We start from the raw sequence: 20,944 nt of genomic DNA, 5'->3' as shown, positions 1-20,944 counted from the left end.
CTCACACTGCCGGCTATCACCCGGCGCCAAGTCCGGGATATCCCCACGGAGATTGTCCATGTCTACCTCGTTTGTGCTGAACGGCAAGAATCTGACGCTGGACGCCGATCCCGCGATGCCGCTGCTCTGGGCGATCCGCGAAGATGCGGGCCTGCACGGCACGAAGTTCGGCTGCGGCGCGGCGCAATGCGGCGCGTGCACTGTGCATCTCGAAGGCCAGGCGGTGCGCTCGTGCGTGCTGCCGCTCGCGGCCGTCGCCGGCAAGCGCGTGACGACGATCGAAGGGCTGTCGAGCAAGCCCGCGAAGGCCGTCCAGGCCGCGTGGGTCAAGCTGCAAGTGCCGCAGTGCGGCTACTGCCAGTCCGGCCAGATCATGTCGGCGACCGCGCTCCTCGAGCAGAACGCAGCGCCGACCGACGCCGACATCGACGCCGCGATGAACGGCAACATCTGCCGTTGCGCGACTTACACCCGCATCCGCGCCGCGATCCACGAAGCGGCCGCCACCTTGAAGGCCTGAGCGATGACCACCGACCTCGATCTCCCGGACGCGGTGCGCGCGTCCCGCCGCACGTTCCTGAAGGCCGCCGGCGCCGCCTCGGCGGTCGGCCTCACGATCGGCTTCGAATGGCTCGACGCGAGCCGCCCGGCGCTCGCCGCCACCGCGCCCGCTGCCGGCGCGGACGCCGCCGCGACCGGCGCGTTCGCGCCGAACGCGTTCCTGCGCGTCGCACCCGACAACAGCGTGACCGTGATCGCGAAACACCTCGAGATGGGCCAGGGCGCGTACACGGGCATCGCGACGATCGTCGCCGAAGAGCTCGACGCGAACTGGCGCGACGTGCGCGTCGAGAGCGCGCCCGCCGACGCGACGCGCTACGCGAACCTGCAGTTCGGCAAGCTGCAAGGCACGGGCGGCAGCTCGGCGATGGCGAATTCGTGGATGCAGCTGCGCGAAGCGGGGGCGAAGGCGCGCGCGATGCTCGTGTCGGCGGCCGCCGTGCAATGGAGCGTGCCCGCCGCCGAGCTGACGACCCGCGACGGCTACGTGCGCCACGCGGGCAGCGGCCGCGGGGCGACCTACGGCTCGCTCGCGACGGCCGCGGCCGCGCTGCCCGTGCCCGACAAGGTCACGCTGAAGTCGCCGCGCGAGTTCCGCCTGATCGGCCAGCCGGTGCCGCGCGTCGACGCGCTCGCGAAATCCGACGGCACCGCGCAGTTCACGATCGACGTGACGATGCCCGGCATGCTCGTCGCGCTGCTGCAGCGGCCGCCCCTTTTCGGCGCGACCGTGAAGTCGTTCGATGCGACGGCGGCGAAGGCGGTGCCGGGCGTCGTGGCGGTCGTCCAGGTGGAGCGCGGCGTCGCGGTCGTCGCGAAGGGCTTCTGGGCCGCGAAGCAAGGCCGTGACGCACTGAAGGTCGAATGGGACGATTCGAACGCGGAAAAGCGCAGCTCCGACGCGATGATGCGCGAGTATCGGCAGCTCGCCGAGCGCCCCGGCACGCCCGCGCGCCGCGACGGCGACGCCGAGCGCGCGCTCACCGTCGCGGCGAAGCGGATCTCCGCGTCTTACGAGTTCCCCTATCTCGCGCACGCGCCGATGGAGCCGCTCGACGCGGTCGTCACGCTGACAGCCGACAGCTGCGAAATCTGGGCGGGTGACCAGTTCCAGACGATCGATCAGGGCAACGCGGCGCGCGTCGCGGGCCTCGATCCGTCGAAAGTGAAGATCCACACGCTGTACGCGGGCGGCAGCTTCGGCCGGCGCGCGAACGCGTGGTCGGACTACGTCGTCGAGGCGGTGTCGATCGCGAAGGCGCTCGGCGCGAACGGCACGCCCGTCAAGCTGCAATGGACCCGCGAGGACGACATCCACGGCGGTCTCTACCGGCCGATGTACTTCCACAAGCTCGACGCGGCGCTCACGAAGGACGGCAAGCTCGTCGCGTGGCGGCACCGGATCGTCGGCCAGTCGATCCTCGCCGGCACGCCGTTCGAGCCGGTGATGGTGAAGAACGGGATCGACCAGACGTCGGTCGAAGGCGCGGCGAACCTGCCGTACGCGGTGCCGAACGTCTCGGTCGAGCTGACGACGACGAAGGCCGGCGTGCCGGTGCTGTGGTGGCGCGTCGTCGGCAGTTCGCACACCGCGTACGCGGTCGAGGCGTTCATCGACGAGGCCGCGCATGCGGCGGGCAAGGACCCGTACCTGTTCCGCCGCGACCTGCTCGCGCACGAGCCGCGCATGAAGGCCGTGCTCGAGCTCGCTGCCGAAAAGGCCGGCTGGGATCCGCGCAAGCCGCTGCCGAAGGGCCGCGGACGCGGGATCGCGGTCGCCGAGTCGTTCAAGAGCTATGTTGCACAGGTCGCCGAGGTGTCGGTCGACGAGCATGGCGGCGTGAAGGTCGAGCGCGTCGTCTGCGCGGTCGATTGCGGGACCGCGATCAATCCGGACATCGTCGCCGCGCAGATGGAAGGCGGCATCGGCTTCGGACTCGGCGCGGTGCTGCACAGCGCGATCACGCTGAAGGACGGCAAGGTCGAGCAGAACAACTTCGACGGCTACCGGGTGCTGCGGATCGCCGAAATGCCGAAGGTCGAGGTGCACATCGTGCCGTCGGGCGAGGCCCCGACGGGCGTCGGCGAGCCGGGCGTCGCGCCGATCGGCCCGGCGGTCGCGAACGCGATCTTCGCCGCGACCGGCAAGCGGCGCCATACGCTGCCGTTTCCGGCTGCCGGGGAAGCCACCGCGTAACGCGTGACGCATCGCGCGCGGCGCGCGGGCCGGTCGCTTTTGGAACAGACGTTCTTGATGCGGTCGTTTTCGACGTGCGTTCTCGAAACGGTCGTCTCGAATCGGCAATGGCAGATGATCGCGTCGAATCGAATGTCTTGAACCCATCGCCGCGCGCCGGTCGTCCCGAAAAGATCGTGAGCCGGTCGCCGGCGCGCCGGCGCCGCCTCGCCAAATCGTCGAAAGGTCGCCGACAGTTGTCGCAATCCGCGATGACGGATCGGCGCCCCCGCCGCTCGCGCGTGCAGCCAGCCGCCTCGTCCGACGCCTCGCCACACCACGCCAAAGAGCGCGCTTCTCGCTGATTCCGCCCCGGCAGCCGAAGCCCGGCCGCCCCGCCCGTCCCGATCGTTCCCCTCGTGTTACGTCGCCGCTCGCATCGACGTAACACGAACGCCGGTGCTACGTAACACACCTTCAACCGGTTTCAGATTGTTACATTTCCAGCGTAATGACAAGCCAGCGACGCTCGCATGAAAACGCTGTCAATTCATGCACTTGAGTCGTAAAAAAGACCTTTCGAAGCGCTTGCCTGCTGCATTGCGCCAGGCTGGCCCGACAATTGCAGTAAGCCCCTCGTGTCGTTCGCCCCATCCATCTGCGAATCACGAGGATCATCATGGATTGCAAGTATCTGTACATCGACAACATCAAGATCGACTTCGTCCGACGCATCATCGAGATCGACGGCGAACTGGTCAGTCTGACTCCGCGCGAATTCGACGTCGTCGAATTCCTGCTCGACAACATGAACAAGGTCGTGTCGCGCCAGGCGATCCAGGAGACTGTGTGGGGCCGGGAACTCGCCGTGTCGTCGCGCACGCTCGACACGCACGTGTCGCGCATCCGGTCGAAGCTCGGCCTCGACTATGACAAGAACATGCGGATCATTCCGATCTATTCGATCGGCTACCGGCTCGTGCTGTTCGGCGCGGCGACGATGCACGTCGAGCCGCACGACAAGCAGCAAGCGGCGCGCGTCGGCGAGCCCCACGTCGACGCCGACGCGGCCGCGCCGATCGCGCGCCCGGCCGCCGTGCCGCACTGCAAGTTCGTCGCCGAATATCACTGAACGCCGCCCGCGCCTCCGTGCGGACGGCTTCCAGCATGCACTCGGCGGCCTACTCGGCGCGCCGCCGCTCGAGCCACGCCTGGAACATCAGCACCGTCCACAGCGGATGCTGCCAGTTCATCCGGCCCGACTGATGCTGCCGCCACAGTCGCTCGACCCGCGCCGCGTCGAAATAGCCTTCGTCTCGCAGGCGCGCGGGGGACAGCAGCTCCGTCGCCCAGTCGCTCAGCTCGCCACGCAGCCACGCACCGACGGGCGCGCAGAAACCCTGCTTCGGCCGGTCGATCAGCGGCCGCGGCACGTAGCGATAGAGCAGCTTGCGCAGCAGCCACTTGTCCTGCGCGTCCGGAATGCGCAGCCCCTCGGGCAGCCGCCACGCGAACTCGACGACGCGATGATCGAGAAACGGCATCCGCGTCTCGAGACTCACTGCCATCGCCGCGCGATCGACCTTCGTCAGGATGTCGGTCGGCAGGTACGTGAGCGTATCGACGGCCATCGCCTGTTCGGCGAACGACAGGCCGGCGGGCCACGCGTCAGGCGAGTCGATCAGCGTCTTCGGCTCGTGGCCCGCGAGCGTGAAGCGCTCCGGATGATGGACCGACGACATCAGCAGCCGGTACAGCGACGTGCGGCTGTCCGCCGTCATCACGTTGGCGAGCTTGTGCAGCCGGTCGCCGACGCGCGGCGACGCGTCGCGCTGCGCGGACGAGCTCCATACGCCTTGCACGAGCGCGGCGATCTGATCCGCGTGGTCGGGCCGCAGCGCGTGCAGCGCGGCCGCGATCCGCATCCGCACCGACGCCGGCACGCGACGCAGCCGGCCCCATAGGCGCGGCGTGAGGAAATAGCGCGTGTAGCCGCCGAACAGTTCGTCGCCGCCGTCGCCCGACAGGCTCACTTTCACGTAACGACGCGTCAGCTCGGAGACGAGCAGCGTCGGAATCTGCGACGAATCGGCGAACGGCTCGTCGTAGACGGAAGGCATGCGCGGGACGGTCGCGAGCACATCGGACGGCTTCACGTAGAGCTCGGTGTGCGACGTGCCGAGGTGCCGCGCGACCGCCTTCGCATAGCCCGCTTCGTCGTAGCCCGCCTCGTGGAAGCCGATCGTGAACGTCTGCACTGGCTGCGCGGTCTGCGTCTGCATCAGCGCGACGATCACCGACGAATCGACGCCGCCCGACAAGAACGCGCCGAGCGGTACGTCGGCGACCGATTGCTCTGCGATCGCATCGCGCAACACGTGATCGAGTTGCGCGACGGCGGCGTTCGCATCGCCATCGAAGGGATTCTCGCGGCCCGCGGCGATCACGCGCTCGAGCGACCAGTAGCGGCGCGGCGCGGGTTCGATCTCGATGTTCTCGAGCTGCGCATACGTGCCGGGCGGCAGCTTGCGAATCCCTTCGTAGATCGTGTACGGCGCGGGCACGCTCGCGTATCGCAGATACAGGCACAGTGCGTCGCGATCAATCGCACGCGATCCGAAACCTGGAAAGCGCCGCAGCGCCTTCAGCTCCGAACCGAACACGAACGAGTCGCCGACGCGTCCGTAATAGAGCGGCTTCTCGCCGATGCGATCGCGTGCGAGCGTGAGCACGCGCGACTCGCGATTCCATAGCGCGAGCGCAAACATGCCGACCGATTTTTGCAGCACACGATCGATGCCCCACGCGGAAAATGCGGCGAGCAGCACTTCGCTGTCCGAATGACCGCGCCACTCGGGCGCGCGCCGCTCGCGTTCGAGCTCGCGGCGCAACTCGCGGAAATTGTAGATCTCGCCGTTGAACGTCATCGCATAGCGGCCGCACGCCGACAGCATCGGCTGATGCCCATGCTCCGACAGATCGACGATCGACAGGCGCCGATGCCCGAGCGCGACGCCCGCCTCGGGATCGACCCACAATCCGGTATCGTCCGGGCCGCGATGCGCGAGACTGTCCGTCATTCGCGCGAGGGTCGCGCGGGCTGTCTCCGGTGCGCATGCAACAGGGCCCACGAAGCCGCTGATTCCGCACATGACGAATATCTCGATTGAATAGTGAAAAGGATATGGCTTGACGGGCGTCCTGCACCCGTCGATTGGGCGCATATTACGAAGAAAATATTCATCAATTAATCCACCTTGCAGCGGTCATTTTTTTCTATTGAAAAATTAATTCGCCTGTAAGCGGTTTTGTACACGATGCGCAAATTTGTTGCATCGCGCCATCCGGCGTGCGTCCGATGCGCGTTTCGTCATCCGCGCAAACGTCGCGCTGCGAGATAGGCGAGTTGAGCGCGATTGCGCGCGTTGAAGCGTTTTTCGAGCGTGCGGATCTGCGCGCCGACGCGATGCAACGACGTGCTGAGCGCGTTCGCGATTTCCTGATCGGACAGGCCATGCACGAGCCGCTCGAGCACCGCCGCTTCGTCGTCCCCAAGCACGAACGCGCGTGCGCCGCCGACACGCGCGTCGAGGTGCGGCTGCGCGGCGCGATGCACGTCGAGGCTGAGTGCGAGCGCGCAGCCGATCACGCGATCGTCGAGCCATGCGTCGTGCGCCTCCGACGCGAGGCTCACGGCGACGCGCAAATCGAGATGCGGCGCTGGCCAGCAGAAGATCACGCCGCTGTGCATTGCATGCGCACGCAACGAATTCACGAGCGCGAGCATGCGCCGCTCGCCGGTGCGGCGCGCATGCGCGTCGAGCTCGTCGATCCGCCACGCGATCGGCGACACCCCCTGGCGCCATCCGGCGAAACGCGGATCGGCTTCGAACAATCGACCTTCGACGTACGCGCGCACGAACGATACAGGCGCGAAATCGCGCAACAGATACGCGGCGAGCATCTGTTGACCGATCAGCTCGAATGCCCCGTAGCAGAGCGTCGTGAAGCCGGCCGCGCGCAGGCGCGCGTCGCAGTCCGCGACGTCGAACGCCGCGCGACGCGGCCAATCGTGCGACGCGGCGAACGACGATACGGAAGGATGTGCATCGCGCGGCGCACATTCGCTGCGCGGCATGACGAACTCGGCATGCGAGAACCATTCGATGCGCGGCGCGCTGTCAGCAATTGTCATGGGGGAAGCCGGCTTCTTGTGTGCGTGATGCTGTTGCGCAGGAACCCCGACAAGCACGTGGTCTTTGGTCCGCGCTTTCGTATCGCTGCCGAGCGCGGTTAGTATTACGGGATATTACGCGCAAGCGCGCCGCTTTGTACAATGCCTTCGCCCGGACAAGGGTGCGCCGCGTGTCGTCTCGACGTTGGCCGCAGACGTGCGTGGCGACGACGTGCACGTTGGAGGCGCCCGTGGCGAATGCGCAGGTCGCAAGCACGCAGGCTGCGCACGCGCTCGCCACAAGCATGCACGTTGCGATCGCACATCGCGTCCGGCCGCCCGGTCGGACGGCATCGGATTACCGTCGCGAGGTTTTTCGTCATGTCGGACATTGCAGTGCAGGAAGACGCCGCCGTCGCGAACGTCGCGCGCCCCGTGTCGCGCTCGAATCCGGACGGCACGACGCGCGAAGCGCAGACGATCGACGTCGTCTGGTGCGGCCACGTGAGGCGCGCGGCCGATGCCGAGCCGCGCTTCGCGCCGCGCCTGGGCGTCGCGGAGATGCTCGCGAGCGCGCGCGGCACCGCCGAATGCGGCCGCATCGCGACGAGCCTGTTGCGGCTGATGGGCTTTGCGACGTTCGCCTATTTCGCGATCGAGTTCTCGCGCGACGACGCCGAATGCCTGTATCTGCACGAAGCGTTCACGCCCGCCGCGTATCGCGGCGATTACGTGCGGCGTCGCCATCACGACGTCGATCCGCGGATGCTCGGCACGCGCGCATCGAGCATGCCCGTCGTCTGGGACCTGCGGCAGCTCGCGCGGGATCACGCGGCGCGCGGCTCGGACGCGCTCGACGGCTTTCTGCGCGTGATGCACGACGATGACATGTGCAGCGGCGTGATGTATTCGATGCTCGTGCCGGGCACGCGGATGCATGCGTTTGCGAGCTACACCGCGCCACGGCGCTCGCGCGACTGGATCTCGTCCGCGACGCTCGAGCAGGTGCTGTCGCTCGGCTTGTCGGTACATCGGTTCGCTGCGCCGCAGTTGATCGCGTCGTCGCGCGAGCGCGCGGTCGAGCGCCTCACACCGTTCGAGCGCGAGTTGCTCGTCGGCATCGCGGAAGGCGCATCCGACAAGGAAATCGGCCGACGGCTCGACACCAGCGCGCACAACGTCGACTACCATCTGCGCAAGCTGCGCAAACGCTTCGGCGTCGCGAACCGGATTCAGTTGACTTATTTCGCGTCGGCGCGCGGATTGATCTGATGCGCGTATTGGCGCATGTTTGCGCGCGGCGTGACGTTGCGCCGCGTCGTTGCGTCGTTGCGATCGAGCGGCCATAGTCGAAGGCCGGACGGCGATCGCGGATCGCGAATGCAAAGCGCCGATCTCCGTTCGACGGCGACGCGACACCCGTGCCGCCGCCGTCGCGCTGTGCGAGCGCGCGCCGCACGACATCGAACGGCGGCAAACAACCGTCGCCGGCAGCAGCCGAACCTCGGCCGCAACCGTTGCACACGCAACCAACTGACGGAACGCGAGCCGGCCGCCGCCGCTCGCGCCCGCCCTGCTCGAGGGTGCGCGTCACCCGCCGTACAGATCGAGCAGCTTGAGCGTCACGCCGTTGGTCCAGCCGAAGCCGTCCTGCAGCGGATACTCGCCGCCGCCACCGCCGCCCGTGCCCGTTCCTTCTACGATGTACTTCTCGACGAGCTTGCCCTGCGCCGCGTACACGCCCTTCACGTCGGCGAGGAAACGCGTGCCGATGTCGTTCGCGAGCGCCTTCTCGCCATATTGCTGCAGTCCGACAAGCGCGATCCAATGCAGCGGCGCCCAGCCGTTGGGTGCGTCCCATTGCTGCGTCGTGTCGTAGGTCGTCGTCGCGAGCCCGCCCGGCTCGAGCAGCGTCTTCTGCACGTTCCTCGCGGTCTGCTTCGCGCGCTCCGGCCAGGCGACACCCGCAAACAGCGGATACAGCGCCGCAGCCGACAGGTTGTCGCGCGGCTTGCCGAGCTTCCAGTCGTAGTCGCCGTAGTAGCCGTTGCGGTTCCACAGATAGCGGTTGACCGCGACCGCGCGCTTGCCAGCGCGGCCGGCGAACTCGGCGGCGCATGCAAAGTCGCGCGTCGCCGCGCAGCCCTTCACGATCGTCGTCTCGAGATGGAACATCAGGCTGTTCAGGTCGACGGGCACGATCGCGGTCGTGCGGATCGTCGCGAGCGTGCGGCTGTCGCCGAACCAGCGCGAGCTGAAGTCCCAGCCGCTCTCGGCCGCCGCGCGCAAATCGCGCCAGACTTCGGCCGACGGCCGGCCGCTCGCCTGTTGCGCGGTCTTGACGTCCTCGAGATACGACTCGTCGCGCGGCGTGTCGTTCGCATCCCAGTAGCGGTTCAGCACCGCGCCGTCCGGCATCGCGACGACGTTGCGCGTCGCCGAACCGCGCGGCGTCGTACGCTCGCCCTGCATCCAGTAGGCGTACTCCTTGCGCAGCGCGGGCAGGTACTTCTGGTAGACGCGATTGCCCTCGACCTTCGCCGCGAGCGTCACCATGTACGCGAAGAACGGCGGCTGCGAGCGGCTCACGTAATAGCTGCGGTTGCCGTTCGGCACGTGGCCGACGGCGTCGATCAGGTACGCGAAGTTGTCGAGCATGTCGTCGACGAGATCTTCGCGGCCCGCCTCCTGCAAGCCGAGCATCGTGAAATACGTATCCCAGTAGTAGCCCTCGCGGAAGCGTCCGCCCGGCACCACGTACGGTTTTGGCAGCGGAATCAGCGAACTGTACGGCGGCACGGTCGTCGTCGTGCGCGTGAGCTTCGGCCACAGCCAGTCGATGTGCTCGCGCAGCGTCTGGTTCGGCGGCGGCGTCACCGACTGATCGGCCGGCGGCGTGAAGTACTGCGCGACGAACGCCTTCAGCGAGAAGCCGGGCTGACCCTTTTGCTGCTGGTACAGCTGGACGATCGTCGCGGGATCGGCGTTCGGCGTCGAATCGACAAAGGTCTTCTGGTCTTCGAAGATCTGCGCGGTTTGCACTGCAACAAAGAGATCGCCGTATAGCTGGCTCGGCGGCGGCGGAATCGACGCCACACTCGGCGTGGAAGCGGCCGCCGTGGAAGCGGCCGCCGTGGAGACGGCCGCCGAAGCCGGCGCGCGCGACGAATCGGCGCGCGCGAGCGTCGCGCTCGTGCAGCCGATGCCGGCCGCGGCGACGAGCGCAACCCATGCAGGTGCGCTCAGCAGGCGACGATAGAGCGGATTTTCGACATGAAGCGGGCGATGCCGCGGCGTGACCATATCTCCTCCTCCCGTTTTCGAGATGAACGGCAATATGGTCTCCTGTCACGCGTGCCCGGCGCGGCGCGGCTTTGGTCTGTCGGATGCCGCGCCGCGCAGATTCGCACGAAAACCGGCGCTCACGCAAGCGGTCCATCGCACATTGCGCGCAAATAACCGTACGCAGTACAGCACGCGCGTTTCGAGCGCGGCCGTGCCGGCCTCGCCGCGCTCGCACACCGCGTCGACGTCGACGATGTCCTTCGCGATCGCGAGCACGTCGTGCGCCGCGACGGCCGGGTCGTCGAGCGGGCGCGCGCCGTCCTTGCCGAACGCCGCGAGCAGCGCCGCGACGATCCGCTCCGCGACGCAGCCGACCCGCTGCCCGGCGGGCAGCCGCCGCCCCTCGAAGTCGATCAACTGCACGAGCGCACGCCGTGCGCAACGAGCGACGCGCGGCGGCAACACGTCGTTGCATGCGCAAGCATGCTGCAACAATCGATGCAATAATGGCATCTTTATCGCGCGTCGTTGCCATGCCGTCTGCTATCTACGCCTTCATCGCACCGCTGATCGTGGCTTGCGCGTTGTTCATGGAGAGCGTAGATGCCAACATCATCGTCACGGCGCTGCCCGCGATGGCGCGCGACTTCGGGCAGAATCCGGTCACGCTGAACATCGCCATCACGAGCTACGTCGTCGGCCTCGGCGTGTTCATCCCGATCTGCGGCTGGCTCGCCGACCGCTTCGGCGCGCGCACCGTGTTCCGCACCGCGATCGGCATCTTCGTCGCGGGCTCGCTGCTGTGCGCGGCGTCGAACAGTCTTGAGCTCTTCACGTTCGCGCGCTTCGTGCAAGGCGTCGGCGGCGCGATGATGGTGCCCGTCGGCCGCATCATCATCTTCCGCGCGGTGCCGCGCTCGGAGCTCGTTCGTGCGATGAACTACCTGAGCGTGCCCGCGCTCTTCGGCCCGGCCGCCGGGCCGCTCCTCGGCGGCTTCATCACGACGTACCTGCACTGGCGGCTGATCTTCTTCATCAACGTGCCGATCGGCATCCTCGGCATCTATCTCGCGAACAAGCACATCGCGAACACGCACGAGCCGGATCCCGGTCCGCTCGACTGGTTCGGCTTCATTCTTTCCGCCGCAGGCGCCGCGCTGCTGCTGATGGGTCTCACGCTGCTCGACGGCGCGCTCACGTCGCGCGGCACCGCGCTCGCGATGGGCGTGACGGGCACGGCGCTCATCGGCATGTACGTGCTGTACGCGCGGCGCGTCGAGCGGCCGGTCCTCGATCTGAGATTCCTGCGCATTCCTACGTATCACGCGAGCGTCGTCGGCGGCTCGCTGTTCCGGATCGGCCTCGGCGCGGTGCCGTTCCTGCTGCCGCTCGCGCTGCAGGAAGGGCTCGGGATGAGCGCATTCCATTCCGGCGCGATCACGTGCGCGTCGGCCGTCGGCGGCGCGCTCACGCGGATGCTCGCGCCGGGCACGCTCAAGCGTTTCGGCTTTCGCACCGTGCTGATGTACAACGCGGCGTTCGCCGGGCTCGCGATCGCCGCGTACGGCGCGTTCCATCCGGGGATGTCGGTGCTCGCGATCTGGCTCATCGTGCTCGTCGGCGGCATCTTCCCCGCGCTGCAGTTCACGAGCCTCAATTCGATGATCTACGCGGAGATCTCCGCGCGCGACGCGGGCCGCGCAACGAGTCTCGGCAGCGTCGTCCAGCAGATGTCGCTCGGCCTCGGCGTGACGGTCGCGGGGCTCGTGCTGCACGTATCGCATTGGGCGCAAGGGCATCCGACGATGGTCTGGTCGGACTTCTGGCCGGCCTTCGTCGTCGTCGGGCTGTGCTCGTTCGCGTCGATCCCAATCACGCGGCGGCTGCAGCCGAACGCAGGCGACGAGGTCGCGCGCGGCAAGCGCAGTTGAAGCGGCCGAGCGCGCGGGGAATCGGTGCTGAAGGTAGTGGATGTACTGAAGGAATGCGCACGCCGCCGTTCGAAATTGGGACGCCGAAATTTCTTCGCCCCGAAAAAAATCGGCGGACATCCACTCGGGGCCGGCTGAAAGCCGCATGGATGTCCGCTTGAACTGCTCCGGCCGTCTCGACGGGGGTGAGACGTCCGGACTCGCTCCCTGCGTGCCATTGAGATATCGTGCGTCGGAAGCAGAGTGCTTATGTCGATGAGACTATAAGGAAACTTCCGAAAGACTTCTGTCAACGATTGTCAGACGCCCGCGTGGCAATGCTTCACCGCGCACGACGCGCCGCGCGGAATCGCGCTAAAGTGGCGCATCCGCTTCCGTCTGCTCATTCGCGCCGCTCGTGACCGCCCCACTTTCGATCGCCTCCGCCCGCGCGCTGCACCTCTCCGCGCAGGGCCTGCTGACTCCGCCTCGCCGCAAGGCCGTCAAGGCCGATGTGCTCGCCGCCATCCGCCGGATGGCGCAACTGCAGATCGACACGATCCACGTCGTCGCGCGCAGCCCGTATCTCGTGCTGTTCAGCCGGCTCGGCCCGTATGCGCCGCAATGGCTCGACGAGCATCTCGCCGACGTGAAACTGTTCGAATACTGGTCGCACGAGGCGTGCTTCCTGCCGATCGAGGATTTCGGCTTGATGCGTCACAAGATGCTCAACCCGATCGGAATGGGCTGGAAATATGCGGCCGAATGGCATGCGAAGCATCGCAAGGAAATCGACGCGCTGCTCGCGCACGTCCGAGCGAGCGGCCCCGTGCGCTCCGCCGATTTCACGCGCAGCGCCGGCAAGGGCAACGGCTGGTGGGACTGGAAGCCCGAGAAGCGGCACCTCGAAGTGCTGTTCTCGACCGGGCATCTGATGGTCGCCGAGCGGCGCAACTTCCAGCGCGTCTACGACGTCGCCGAGCGCGTGCTGCCGGATTGGGACGACGCACGCGACCTGCCGCCGCGCGAAACGGTGCTGCCGCGCCTCGTCGACAACACCTGCCGCGCGCTCGGCATCGTTCGCGCAGACTGGATCGCCGATTATTACCGGCTGCCGAAGCGCTCGTATCGCGACGAATTGCATGCGCTCGCGGACGCGGGCCAGCTGCTGCCGGTCGCGGTCGACGGCTGGAAGGAAAACGCGTTCGTGCATCGCGAGCTCGCGCCGCTCGTCGACGCCGCACGCGATGGTGCGCTGCGCTCGACGGTCACGACGCTGCTGTCGCCGTTCGATCCCGTCGTCTGGGACCGGCGGCGCGCATCGGCGCTGTTCGGCTTCGATTACACGATCGAGTGCTACACGCCCGCGCACAAGCGCCGCTACGGCTACTTCTGCCTGCCGATCCTGCATCGCGGGCGGCTCGTCGGCCGCGTCGACGCGAAGGCGCATCGCGCGCAACGCGTGTTCGAGCTGAAGGCTGTGCACATCGAGCCGGGGGTGCGGCTCGGCGCGGGACTCGCGGTCGACGTCGGCCGCGCAGTGCGCAAGCTTGCCGATTGGCACGAGACGCCCGTCGTCGAGGTCGGCAGCGCGCCGAAGGAGATTGCGCGGGCGATCGGTGCGGATTGATGTCCGGGGCCGGAAAGCCGATCACGAGCGGGCGGCGCGCCGCGACGAGCATCGCGGCTTCAGGATAGAACGCCGAAGCGCGAAGATCGTTGTCCCGCGCACGTTGATCGCGCCGGCCAAGAATAGGCCGATGCAATCAAAGAAGCAGCCGCGACGCGCTCAGACGAGCGTCGCCGATTCGCCGGCGCGCGCGTGTCCGCCGGTGCGCGCCGCGCGCGTCAGTCGCTCAGCTTGCGAAAACGCGGCGTGCCGTCGGCGAGCGTTTCGTTGAACATCGCTTCGGGACGCACCCAGAGGCTGCGCGCCTTCGGCCACAATTGTTCGTAGACGACGAGGGACTCCTCCGTCTCCGAATGTCGCGCGACGCCGATCACGCGATACAGCCCGCCCTTGTAATGGCGATGCGTCGCGATTCGTTCGGCTTCCTGCTCGGTCATAGTGCGCTCCATGAAAATCGATGAGCGCGTATTGTATGCGCGGCGCGCCGGGCGCGGCGGCGGGCGGCCGAGCTCAGCGCGCGCCCGGCTGCGGCTGCGGCTACGCGTAGACGTCGGGCCGATGCAGCTCCATCCAGCGATCTGGATGCGCGGGCGTCGTGAAGCCGACCGGGCGATACAGCGCGTGCGCGTCGGTCGTGACGAGCGCCACGCGGCGCAGCCCGCGCACCGCGTCCTGCGCGAACACATGATCGATCAGCGCGCGGCCGTAGCCTTTGCCGCGATGTTCGCTCAGCACGAACACGTCGCAGAGATACGCGAACGTTGCCTGATCGGTGACGAGGCGCGCGAAGCCGACGAGCCGTCCGTCGAGATACGCGCCGAAGCAGAGTGACCCGGCGATCGCCCGCTCGACCACATCGCGCGGAATACCCTTCGACCAATGCGCTTCGTCGCGCAGGAATGCGTAGATCGCGTCGATGTCGAGCTCGGCCTTGTCGGTCGAGAAACGCAGGGCGGGGATCGGAGAAATGGGCACGGCGGAACTCCGGGAGACGAAACGCATGCGGGAGCCTATAACGATAGCGCGAAGTATCGTCCGTCAACAAGGGGCGACGATGCGATGCGTTTGGCGCGGTGCGTGCGCGGCGTCGGGCAATTCAACTCGTTTGCAGCGCGGCGCTTCACGCCCTGCGCGCGCAGGGCCGTATGCCTCTCCCGCTCCGCGTGTCGCGCCGACCGTCACGCACACGGCTTGCGGCTTGCGGCTTGCCGTTCGCCGTTCGCCGTTCGCCGTTCGCCGTTCGCCGTTCGCCGTTCGCGGGCTAGCGTACCTTCTCCAATTAATAGCGACGTGAACCTTGCGCCCCACCCCACACCGCCGCACCCGCTCGCGCCGCGTCTTTCCGCCGCCGCCCGATCCCCCGCCCCGCGCATTCGGTCCATACGGCTCCCGCAACCGACGCCGTGACGCAACATCACGGCGTCCATCGATACATCAGCAGCTTCGCGCGCGCATCGTCCTCGACGAGCACGACGTACTCGCCGCCCGGACGCAGGAACGCGCTGATCCCGAGAGTGACATCGACCCAGCCGCTCGTACCGCCGACGTCGGCGCCCGGCGTCATGTAGCCGACGAGCGCGCCGGTGCGCGCGTCGTAGACGTCGATCTTCGCGGTGTACAGTTCTACGACGAACATGTAATTGCCCGCGACCGCAAAGCCGACCGTCGCGCGCTGCGGATTCGCGCTCATATCCCACGGCAGCATGATCGCGTAGCGCAGCTCGGGCGCGCCCGAGCGCCAGTTGTCGTAGCGGGCGAGCACACGCCCCTGCTCCTTCCAGTGCGCCGGATCGTACGGCAGCGCCGGCGTGAAGCCCGCGACGTACATCGTGTCGCTGTCCGGTTGGTACGACACGCGCGCGATCCGGTCGAACGGCGCCGGCATCGCGAACATCTGCGCGCTCGCATAGTCGTAGATCGGGTTGCCGTGAGCGTCGAAGCCCTGGAACGGCAACCGGCGAATGCCGCTCACGAGCGAGCCGAGCCACACGTCGCCCGCCGAATCGACCCACCAGAAACCGTTCTGCATCGTGTCGCCGCTCGACGGATTCGCGACGATCTCGCTCGCGTCGACCTTGCCGTCGCCGTTCGTGTCGCGCCACATCCATTCGCCGTACGCCGGCTGGCCGACGGGCCAGGCGCCGGGAATCGGATTCTGCGACAGCAGGCCGGCCGGAATCGCGATCTGCCCTTGCGTCGCCGTATCGAAACGATAGATGCTCAGATAGTGGGAATACATGTCGATCGCATACAGCAGCCGGCGGCCGCCGACTCGCCGCAGCATCGGCTCGCCGCGCACGCCCTTCGGCAGATGGAACGCAGGATCGTCAGGATAGCCGAAGCGATCGAGCGTGAACGCCGCGTAGCGCCAGTCTTGGCCGGGCGGCTTCGTGTAGTCGATCGCGAAGCGCTTCGAGCCGGTGAACACCTGGCTCGGCTCGTCGGGATCGATCGAGCCGCCGTCGACAAACAGGAGTCCGTAGAGTCGCCAGTTCAGCGCCTGGCTCGCATAGGCGTAGCTCTCGAGCACCGCGCCTTCGCCAGTCAGCATCGAACCCGGCGCGCGCGGTCCGAAGCCGTTCTGCGATACGTACAGGTTGCCGCCGCGATCGAAGCCGATGCCCGTCGGTCCGTTGAAGCGCCAGTCGCCGGGCGTGCCCTTGACGGCGTGGAAGATTCCCGAGCGCGTGCCGAAGATGCTCGACAGCACCGGCACGCCGGCCGGCTTCGCATAGACATAGATCTGCTGCGAAGGACCGCTGTCGGCGATCAGCAACTGCCCCGACGGCGAGATCGCGAGATCGGCAGGCAGCACGCCCTGCGGCAGCGCGACCAGCGACGGCAGCGCCCCGCCCGACGCCGTGTAATGCGTGATCGCGCGCGCCGCCGCCGTGGTATAGCCTTCGATCACCCACAGCGAGCCGTCTGCGTCGACGGCGATGCGGCCCGGCTGATTCGCCCGCCAACTACGCAGCTGGCGCATCGTGTTCGCGTCGTAGACGACGATCAGGTTCGAAGCGGTGTTCGCGACGTATAGTTCCTTGTCAGTCGCCGCGATGCCGCGCACGCTGCCGTCGACGCCCGTCGGCGACACGTTCACGCGCAAGAAGCTGTTCTTCGTCGGATTCCAGCTGTTGCCGATGCCGCTCGCGAACGGCGCACCGATCTCGATGCTCGCGAGCGGACGGCGCGTGGCGCCATACCATGTCTGCCCCTTCGGCGGATAGTCGGCGCCGACGAGCAAGCCGTTTTCGTTGCTGATCGACATCGCCGCATACAGATAGGTGCCGTTGACCGCGATCGCGTCGCCGCCCTTGTCGCCCCAGCCGTGGGTCCATCCGGCCACCGCGACGCGATCGCCGCCGCGGTACGCGCTGACCTCCGCGCCGCTCTCGTCCCACGGCGCGTTCGCGTAAACGGTGCCGTCGGCCGCGACCGCGATCGCCTCGATATCCTGCTGCACCCATTTGCCGTCGCCGAAGCCGAACGTGTTGCCGATCCACGACGTCGTGTAAGTGAGCGGGGTCTGCGCGCTTGCGTCCGCCGGCCGGAGCAGCAGCGGCCCTACGGTTAGCATCGCTAACAGTGCGCTCAGCATGCGGGTCGATTTCATGCGTCGCTCCTTCGCTCTGTGGGGGGCAGCTTCGAACGCAAACGTAGCCGCTTGAGATGCGGTTGGAGAGAATTAAAAAAAAGAAAATAAATGGATATTTTAAAGAGACGCATTTTGCCTCCGAAGCATTTATCGGCGGCGACTTCCAATACTTTAGCCTCGATTGTTCAAGCTTTCGATTCGACAGCTCGACCATTCGGCGCTCGGCCTTGCGCCATCCGGCCGCTTGACTGCGATCGCTCGTTATCGATCATTCGATTGGCGGACACGAATCTCTCAATAATTATATTTCGCGCCATGCAAATGGGAATCACCCGGCTTTCCGATGTTCAGCGCTTTGCCATTCGGCCGTCATATATCGGGATTCGATCGTGCCGGTTCGTGATGCGGCGATGCGGCGGTGCACCCATCCGCAATCGATCGTCGATCCGCGGCATCGCCGCGGCTGCATCGGGCGGGCCGCGGCGACGCCGCGGTCACGCCAACGGCCGCACGCCGATCAGCCAGCCGTGCAGCACGAGCATGAACAGCGCCCACGCGACGAGGCCCACGCCGATCGCGGCGCCGTCGCGCGCAAGCGACCCGGCCGGATAGCGAATACCATCGCGCCGATCGCGCGCACGCGACACGATGAAGTCGACGAGCGCCCACACGAAGAACGCGACGAACAGCAGCTCCGCATGCAGCGTTCCGTTCGCGAGCAGATGCGCGATCGCCCACACCATCACGCCCGCGAGCATCGGATGGCCGACGAGCGCCTTGATCCGCGTGCCCGGCACGTAGGCGGCCGCGAGCAGCACGAACGCGATCGCCGTCAGGAGCCCCGTCAGATGCCGGACGCCGATCGGCGGAGACCACAGCGCCGCCGTGTCCGCGCGCGCGAGCCCGTAGCCCCAGACGATCAGCACGAAGCCGACTACCGACGCGAGCGCATACATGCCCTTCCAGCGCTTCTCGCCGAGACTCGCGATCTGCGCGGCACGCCAATCGCCCGCGGCCATCCGAATCGAATGCGTACCCAGGAAGATCAACAAACCGAGAATCAGGACGAGCATGAGCATGTCTCCAGGTGGGGAAATCTTGTTGTCGGCCGGATCGGCATACGATGCTGCCCTGCATCGTACACCTCGCGTCGAGCGCATCGGCTGCGCCAGCGTTTATCTTTTCCGCGATGCGAGTACCGCTTGCTTCGTGATTCTTCGTGACTGCGCGCACGTTCGGCGACACGCTTGCACGGCACGCGCGTCGATGCAATCGGGCGATGCGCTTGCAACGGGATGCATGTGCAATCATGCATCCCGCCGCGCCCGCACCGGCATCGACACGCGCGCCTCTCCGTGTCGCCGAAGCAAACACGCACCCATTCCTCTCAGACCGCGCGCTCACGCCGAAGCGCGGCGCGCGGCGACCGAAGCCTGTGGCACGCGGTGACGCGCAATCACACCGTCGTCTTTGCCTCTGCCTTCCGCTTCGCCGACACGCCATCGCACACACCGTACACCATTGCGAATGCCGACGCGCGCCGCCCGGCTGCGGCACGCCGCCGCGCTACTTCCGCTTCGCGCGGCGCGCGCCCGCGCGGACAGCCGCGCGATACGCGTCGCGGCACCAGTCTCGCAACGTGCCGACGTCTTCGAGCACGTCGGCGGGCGTCTCGTAATAGCCGCCGACGACGACCGTCCGCGTGCGCCCCGGATATGAGAACGGCTGCATGCCGGCGCGCTCGAACGCCGCGCGATTGTCGTCGTCGACGCGCAGGAACAGCGAGCCTTCGTGAACGAATCCGAACAGCACACCGTCAAGCCTAAGCGACGCGCCGCTGAAGAAGCGCGCGACGCCGATCGGCCCGAAACCCGCAAGCTGCTCGGCCAGTTCGTCCGCGCGCAGCTTCTCCGTTTTCCAGTTCATCGGATGCCGCCTCGCCGCGCCGCGCGCGAGCACACGTCCGCGGCCGCGTCCGGGCCGCCGCAGGCATGCGGCAACGCGGCCGTCATCGAAAGAGACATTCGAATCGGCAAGCGCATCAACGCGCGGCGGCGATCACGTCGGCCACCGCGGCCGTCAGCTTCTTCGCGTACGGCACGTGCAGGAACTCGTTCGGCCCGTGCGCGTTCGACTTCGGGCCGAGCACCCCGCACACCATGAATTGCGCGGCCGGGAAACCTTCCTGCAGCACGTTCATCAACGGGATCGTGCCGCCCAGGCCCATGTATGCGCAGTCGGCGCCGAAGTGCCGGCGCGACGCATCGTCGAGCGCCGCGCCGAGCCACGGCGCGACGTCCGGCGCGTTCCAGCCGGTCGCCGCGCCCGCATCCGGCTTGAACGTGACCTTCGCGTTGTACGGCGGATCGAGTTCGAGCAGCGCCTTCAATTGATGGACCGCCTGCGCGGCGTCGACGAGCGGCGGCAGCCGCAGCGACAGCTTGAACGCGGTGCACGGCCGCAGCACGTTGCCCGCGCTCTCGAGCGCGGGCAACCCTTGCGCGCCCGTGACGGACAGCGACGGCCGCCACGTCGAATTGAGAAGCGCCTCGCGCGGATCGGTCGTCGTCGGCAGCACCGGCTTGCCGTCCTGCCCGCACGCCCACGGCAGCCCCTTCCACACGGTGTCGCCGAGAATCGACGCGGCCGCGTCCGTCTCGCGCAAACGGCGCGCCGGCACGTCGCAGTGGAACGACGACGGCAGCAGATTGCCGGTCGCCGCGTCCTCGAGCCGCTCGAAGAGCTGCCGCATCACGCGGAAGCTCGATGGCGCGATCCCGCCGTACACGCCCGAATGCACGCCCTCCTCGAGCACCTCGACCTGCAAGTCGCCCGACACGAGTCCGCGCAGCGACGTCGTGAGCCACAGCTGATCGTAATTGCCCGCACCCGAATCGAGGCACACGACGAGGCTCACGTCGCCGAGCCGCGCTTGCAGCGCGTCGACGTACGGCAGCAGGTCGTAGCTGCCCGATTCCTCGCAGGTCTCGATGAGGCCGACACAGCGCGGCCGCCCGATGCCCTGCGCGTCGAGCGCGCCGAGCGCCGCGAGGCTCGCGTAGATCGCATAGCCGTCGTCCGCGCCGCCGCGGCCGTACAGCTTGCCGCCCTCGAACTTCGGCGTCCACGGGCCGAGGTCGGCGCGCCAGCCGTCGAATTCGGGCTGTTTGTCGAGATGGCCGTACAGCAGGATCGTGTCGGTGCTGTCCGAGCGCGTTGCAGGCGTCTCGAAGAAGATCACCGGCGTGCGGCCGGCGAGCCGCACGATCTCGACCTTCAGGCCCTTGACCGGCTGCCGCTCGGCCCATTGCGCGGCATCGACGACGACGCGTTCGAGATAGCCGTGCTTCGCCCAGTCGGGGTCGAACGCGGGGCTTTTCGCGGGCACCGCGATGTAGTCGGTCAGCGCATGCAGGATCTCGTCGTTCCATTTGCGTTCGATGAAATCGGCGAGGCGGTCGTGGGCGATGGCGGGAGCCGTGGCGATGGTCATGGCGCTGAACAGGCGAGCTGTCTGACGGAAGTGGAGTGGCGATGATAGCGCCGATGCGGGCGGTTACGCACGCGTCGCAAAGGCGATGCGCGTTGTGCGATGCAACTCGATGCATCGTTT

The 20,944-nt window shown here is 67.3% G+C and carries 16 protein-coding genes; 6 read left to right on the top strand and 10 right to left on the bottom strand.

The window, feature by feature from the left end; genetic code table 11:
* Nucleotides 1–58 precede the first annotated feature (58 nt).
* The 3 genes from WS69_RS04585 (at nt 59) to WS69_RS04575 (ending at nt 3,869) form a co-directional block, all read left to right on the top strand.
* Entirely contained in the window at nt 59–520 is a 462-nt protein-coding gene (locus tag WS69_RS04585) for a (2Fe-2S)-binding protein (protein WP_059469620.1), read from the top strand.
* Between the two features lie 3 nt (nt 521–523).
* On the top strand, nt 524–2,758 hold the full coding sequence (locus tag WS69_RS04580; protein ID WP_059469619.1) for a xanthine dehydrogenase family protein molybdopterin-binding subunit: 2,235 nt from the start codon (nt 524–526) through the stop codon (nt 2,756–2,758).
* A 658-nt stretch (nt 2,759–3,416) separates the two neighbouring features.
* A complete protein-coding gene (locus tag WS69_RS04575; protein ID WP_059469618.1) occupies nt 3,417–3,869 on the top strand; it encodes a winged helix-turn-helix domain-containing protein in 453 nt (150 codons plus the stop codon).
* Nucleotides 3,870–3,918: 49 nt separating this feature from the next.
* Here the strand turns inward: WS69_RS04575 and asnB are convergent, their stop codons facing one another.
* Complete coding sequence (gene asnB, locus WS69_RS04570; RefSeq protein WP_059469617.1) at nt 3,919–5,889, bottom strand: asparagine synthase (glutamine-hydrolyzing); 1,971 nt, start codon at nt 5,887–5,889, stop codon at nt 3,919–3,921.
* A 218-nt stretch (nt 5,890–6,107) separates the two neighbouring features.
* Nucleotides 6,108–6,932, bottom strand: a complete 825-nt coding sequence (locus WS69_RS04565; RefSeq protein WP_059469616.1) for an autoinducer binding domain-containing protein — start codon at nt 6,930–6,932, stop codon at nt 6,108–6,110.
* Between the two features lie 360 nt (nt 6,933–7,292).
* On the opposite strand from WS69_RS04565, the gene WS69_RS04560 reads away from it, so the two are divergent.
* Entirely contained in the window at nt 7,293–8,183 is an 891-nt protein-coding gene (locus WS69_RS04560) for a helix-turn-helix transcriptional regulator (protein WP_059469615.1), read from the top strand.
* A gap of 318 nt (nt 8,184–8,501) precedes the next feature.
* On the opposite strand, the gene treA is transcribed toward WS69_RS04560, so the two are convergent.
* Together treA and WS69_RS33990 are read right to left on the bottom strand one after the other, a co-directional pair.
* Entirely contained in the window at nt 8,502–10,214 is a 1,713-nt protein-coding gene (treA, locus tag WS69_RS04555) for an alpha,alpha-trehalase TreA (RefSeq protein ID WP_059469614.1), read from the bottom strand.
* A 45-nt stretch (nt 10,215–10,259) separates the two neighbouring features.
* Nucleotides 10,260–10,619: a hypothetical protein gene (locus WS69_RS33990; RefSeq protein ID WP_162498984.1), complete on the bottom strand. Its 360-nt coding sequence runs from the start codon at nt 10,617–10,619 to the stop codon at nt 10,260–10,262.
* 110 nt (nt 10,620–10,729) lie between these two features.
* Between WS69_RS33990 and WS69_RS04545 the strand changes: the two genes are divergently transcribed.
* A complete protein-coding gene (locus WS69_RS04545; RefSeq protein ID WP_059469612.1) occupies nt 10,730–12,127 on the top strand; it encodes an MFS transporter in 1,398 nt (465 codons plus the stop codon).
* A gap of 397 nt (nt 12,128–12,524) precedes the next feature.
* Nucleotides 12,525–13,736 carry a winged helix-turn-helix domain-containing protein gene (locus WS69_RS04540; protein WP_059469611.1) on the top strand — a complete coding sequence of 404 codons (1,212 nt, stop codon included), beginning with the start codon at nt 12,525–12,527 and terminating at the stop codon, nt 13,734–13,736.
* A gap of 218 nt (nt 13,737–13,954) precedes the next feature.
* Here WS69_RS04540 and WS69_RS04535 read toward each other — a convergent pair whose 3' ends face one another.
* The 6 genes from WS69_RS04535 to WS69_RS04510 all read right to left on the bottom strand — a co-directional run bounded on the left by WS69_RS04535 (nt 13,955) and on the right by WS69_RS04510 (nt 20,824).
* Nucleotides 13,955–14,173: a DUF1653 domain-containing protein gene (locus tag WS69_RS04535; protein ID WP_059469610.1), complete on the bottom strand. Its 219-nt coding sequence runs from the start codon at nt 14,171–14,173 to the stop codon at nt 13,955–13,957.
* A 100-nt stretch (nt 14,174–14,273) separates the two neighbouring features.
* Nucleotides 14,274–14,738 (bottom strand): GNAT family N-acetyltransferase, encoded by a 465-nt coding sequence (locus WS69_RS04530; RefSeq protein ID WP_059469609.1) that lies wholly within the window; start codon nt 14,736–14,738, stop codon nt 14,274–14,276.
* Between the two features lie 412 nt (nt 14,739–15,150).
* Entirely contained in the window at nt 15,151–17,334 is a 2,184-nt protein-coding gene (locus tag WS69_RS04525; RefSeq protein WP_442854888.1) for a hypothetical protein, read from the bottom strand.
* Nucleotides 17,335–17,825: 491 nt separating this feature from the next.
* Nucleotides 17,826–18,404 carry an NnrU family protein gene (locus tag WS69_RS04520; RefSeq protein WP_059469715.1) on the bottom strand — a complete coding sequence of 193 codons (579 nt, stop codon included), beginning with the start codon at nt 18,402–18,404 and terminating at the stop codon, nt 17,826–17,828.
* A 493-nt stretch (nt 18,405–18,897) separates the two neighbouring features.
* Entirely contained in the window at nt 18,898–19,257 is a 360-nt protein-coding gene (locus WS69_RS04515) for a TfoX/Sxy family protein (protein ID WP_059469714.1), read from the bottom strand.
* A gap of 115 nt (nt 19,258–19,372) precedes the next feature.
* Nucleotides 19,373–20,824, bottom strand: a complete 1,452-nt coding sequence (locus tag WS69_RS04510; protein ID WP_059469607.1) for a M20 family metallopeptidase — start codon at nt 20,822–20,824, stop codon at nt 19,373–19,375.
* Nucleotides 20,825–20,944: the final 120 nt, after the last annotated feature.

The organism is Burkholderia sp. BDU5, from assembly GCF_001522845.1.
In the GTDB taxonomy this organism is placed as follows: domain Bacteria; phylum Pseudomonadota; class Gammaproteobacteria; order Burkholderiales; family Burkholderiaceae; genus Burkholderia; species Burkholderia mayonis.
This window is presented reverse-complemented; position numbering and strand designations above follow the sequence as displayed.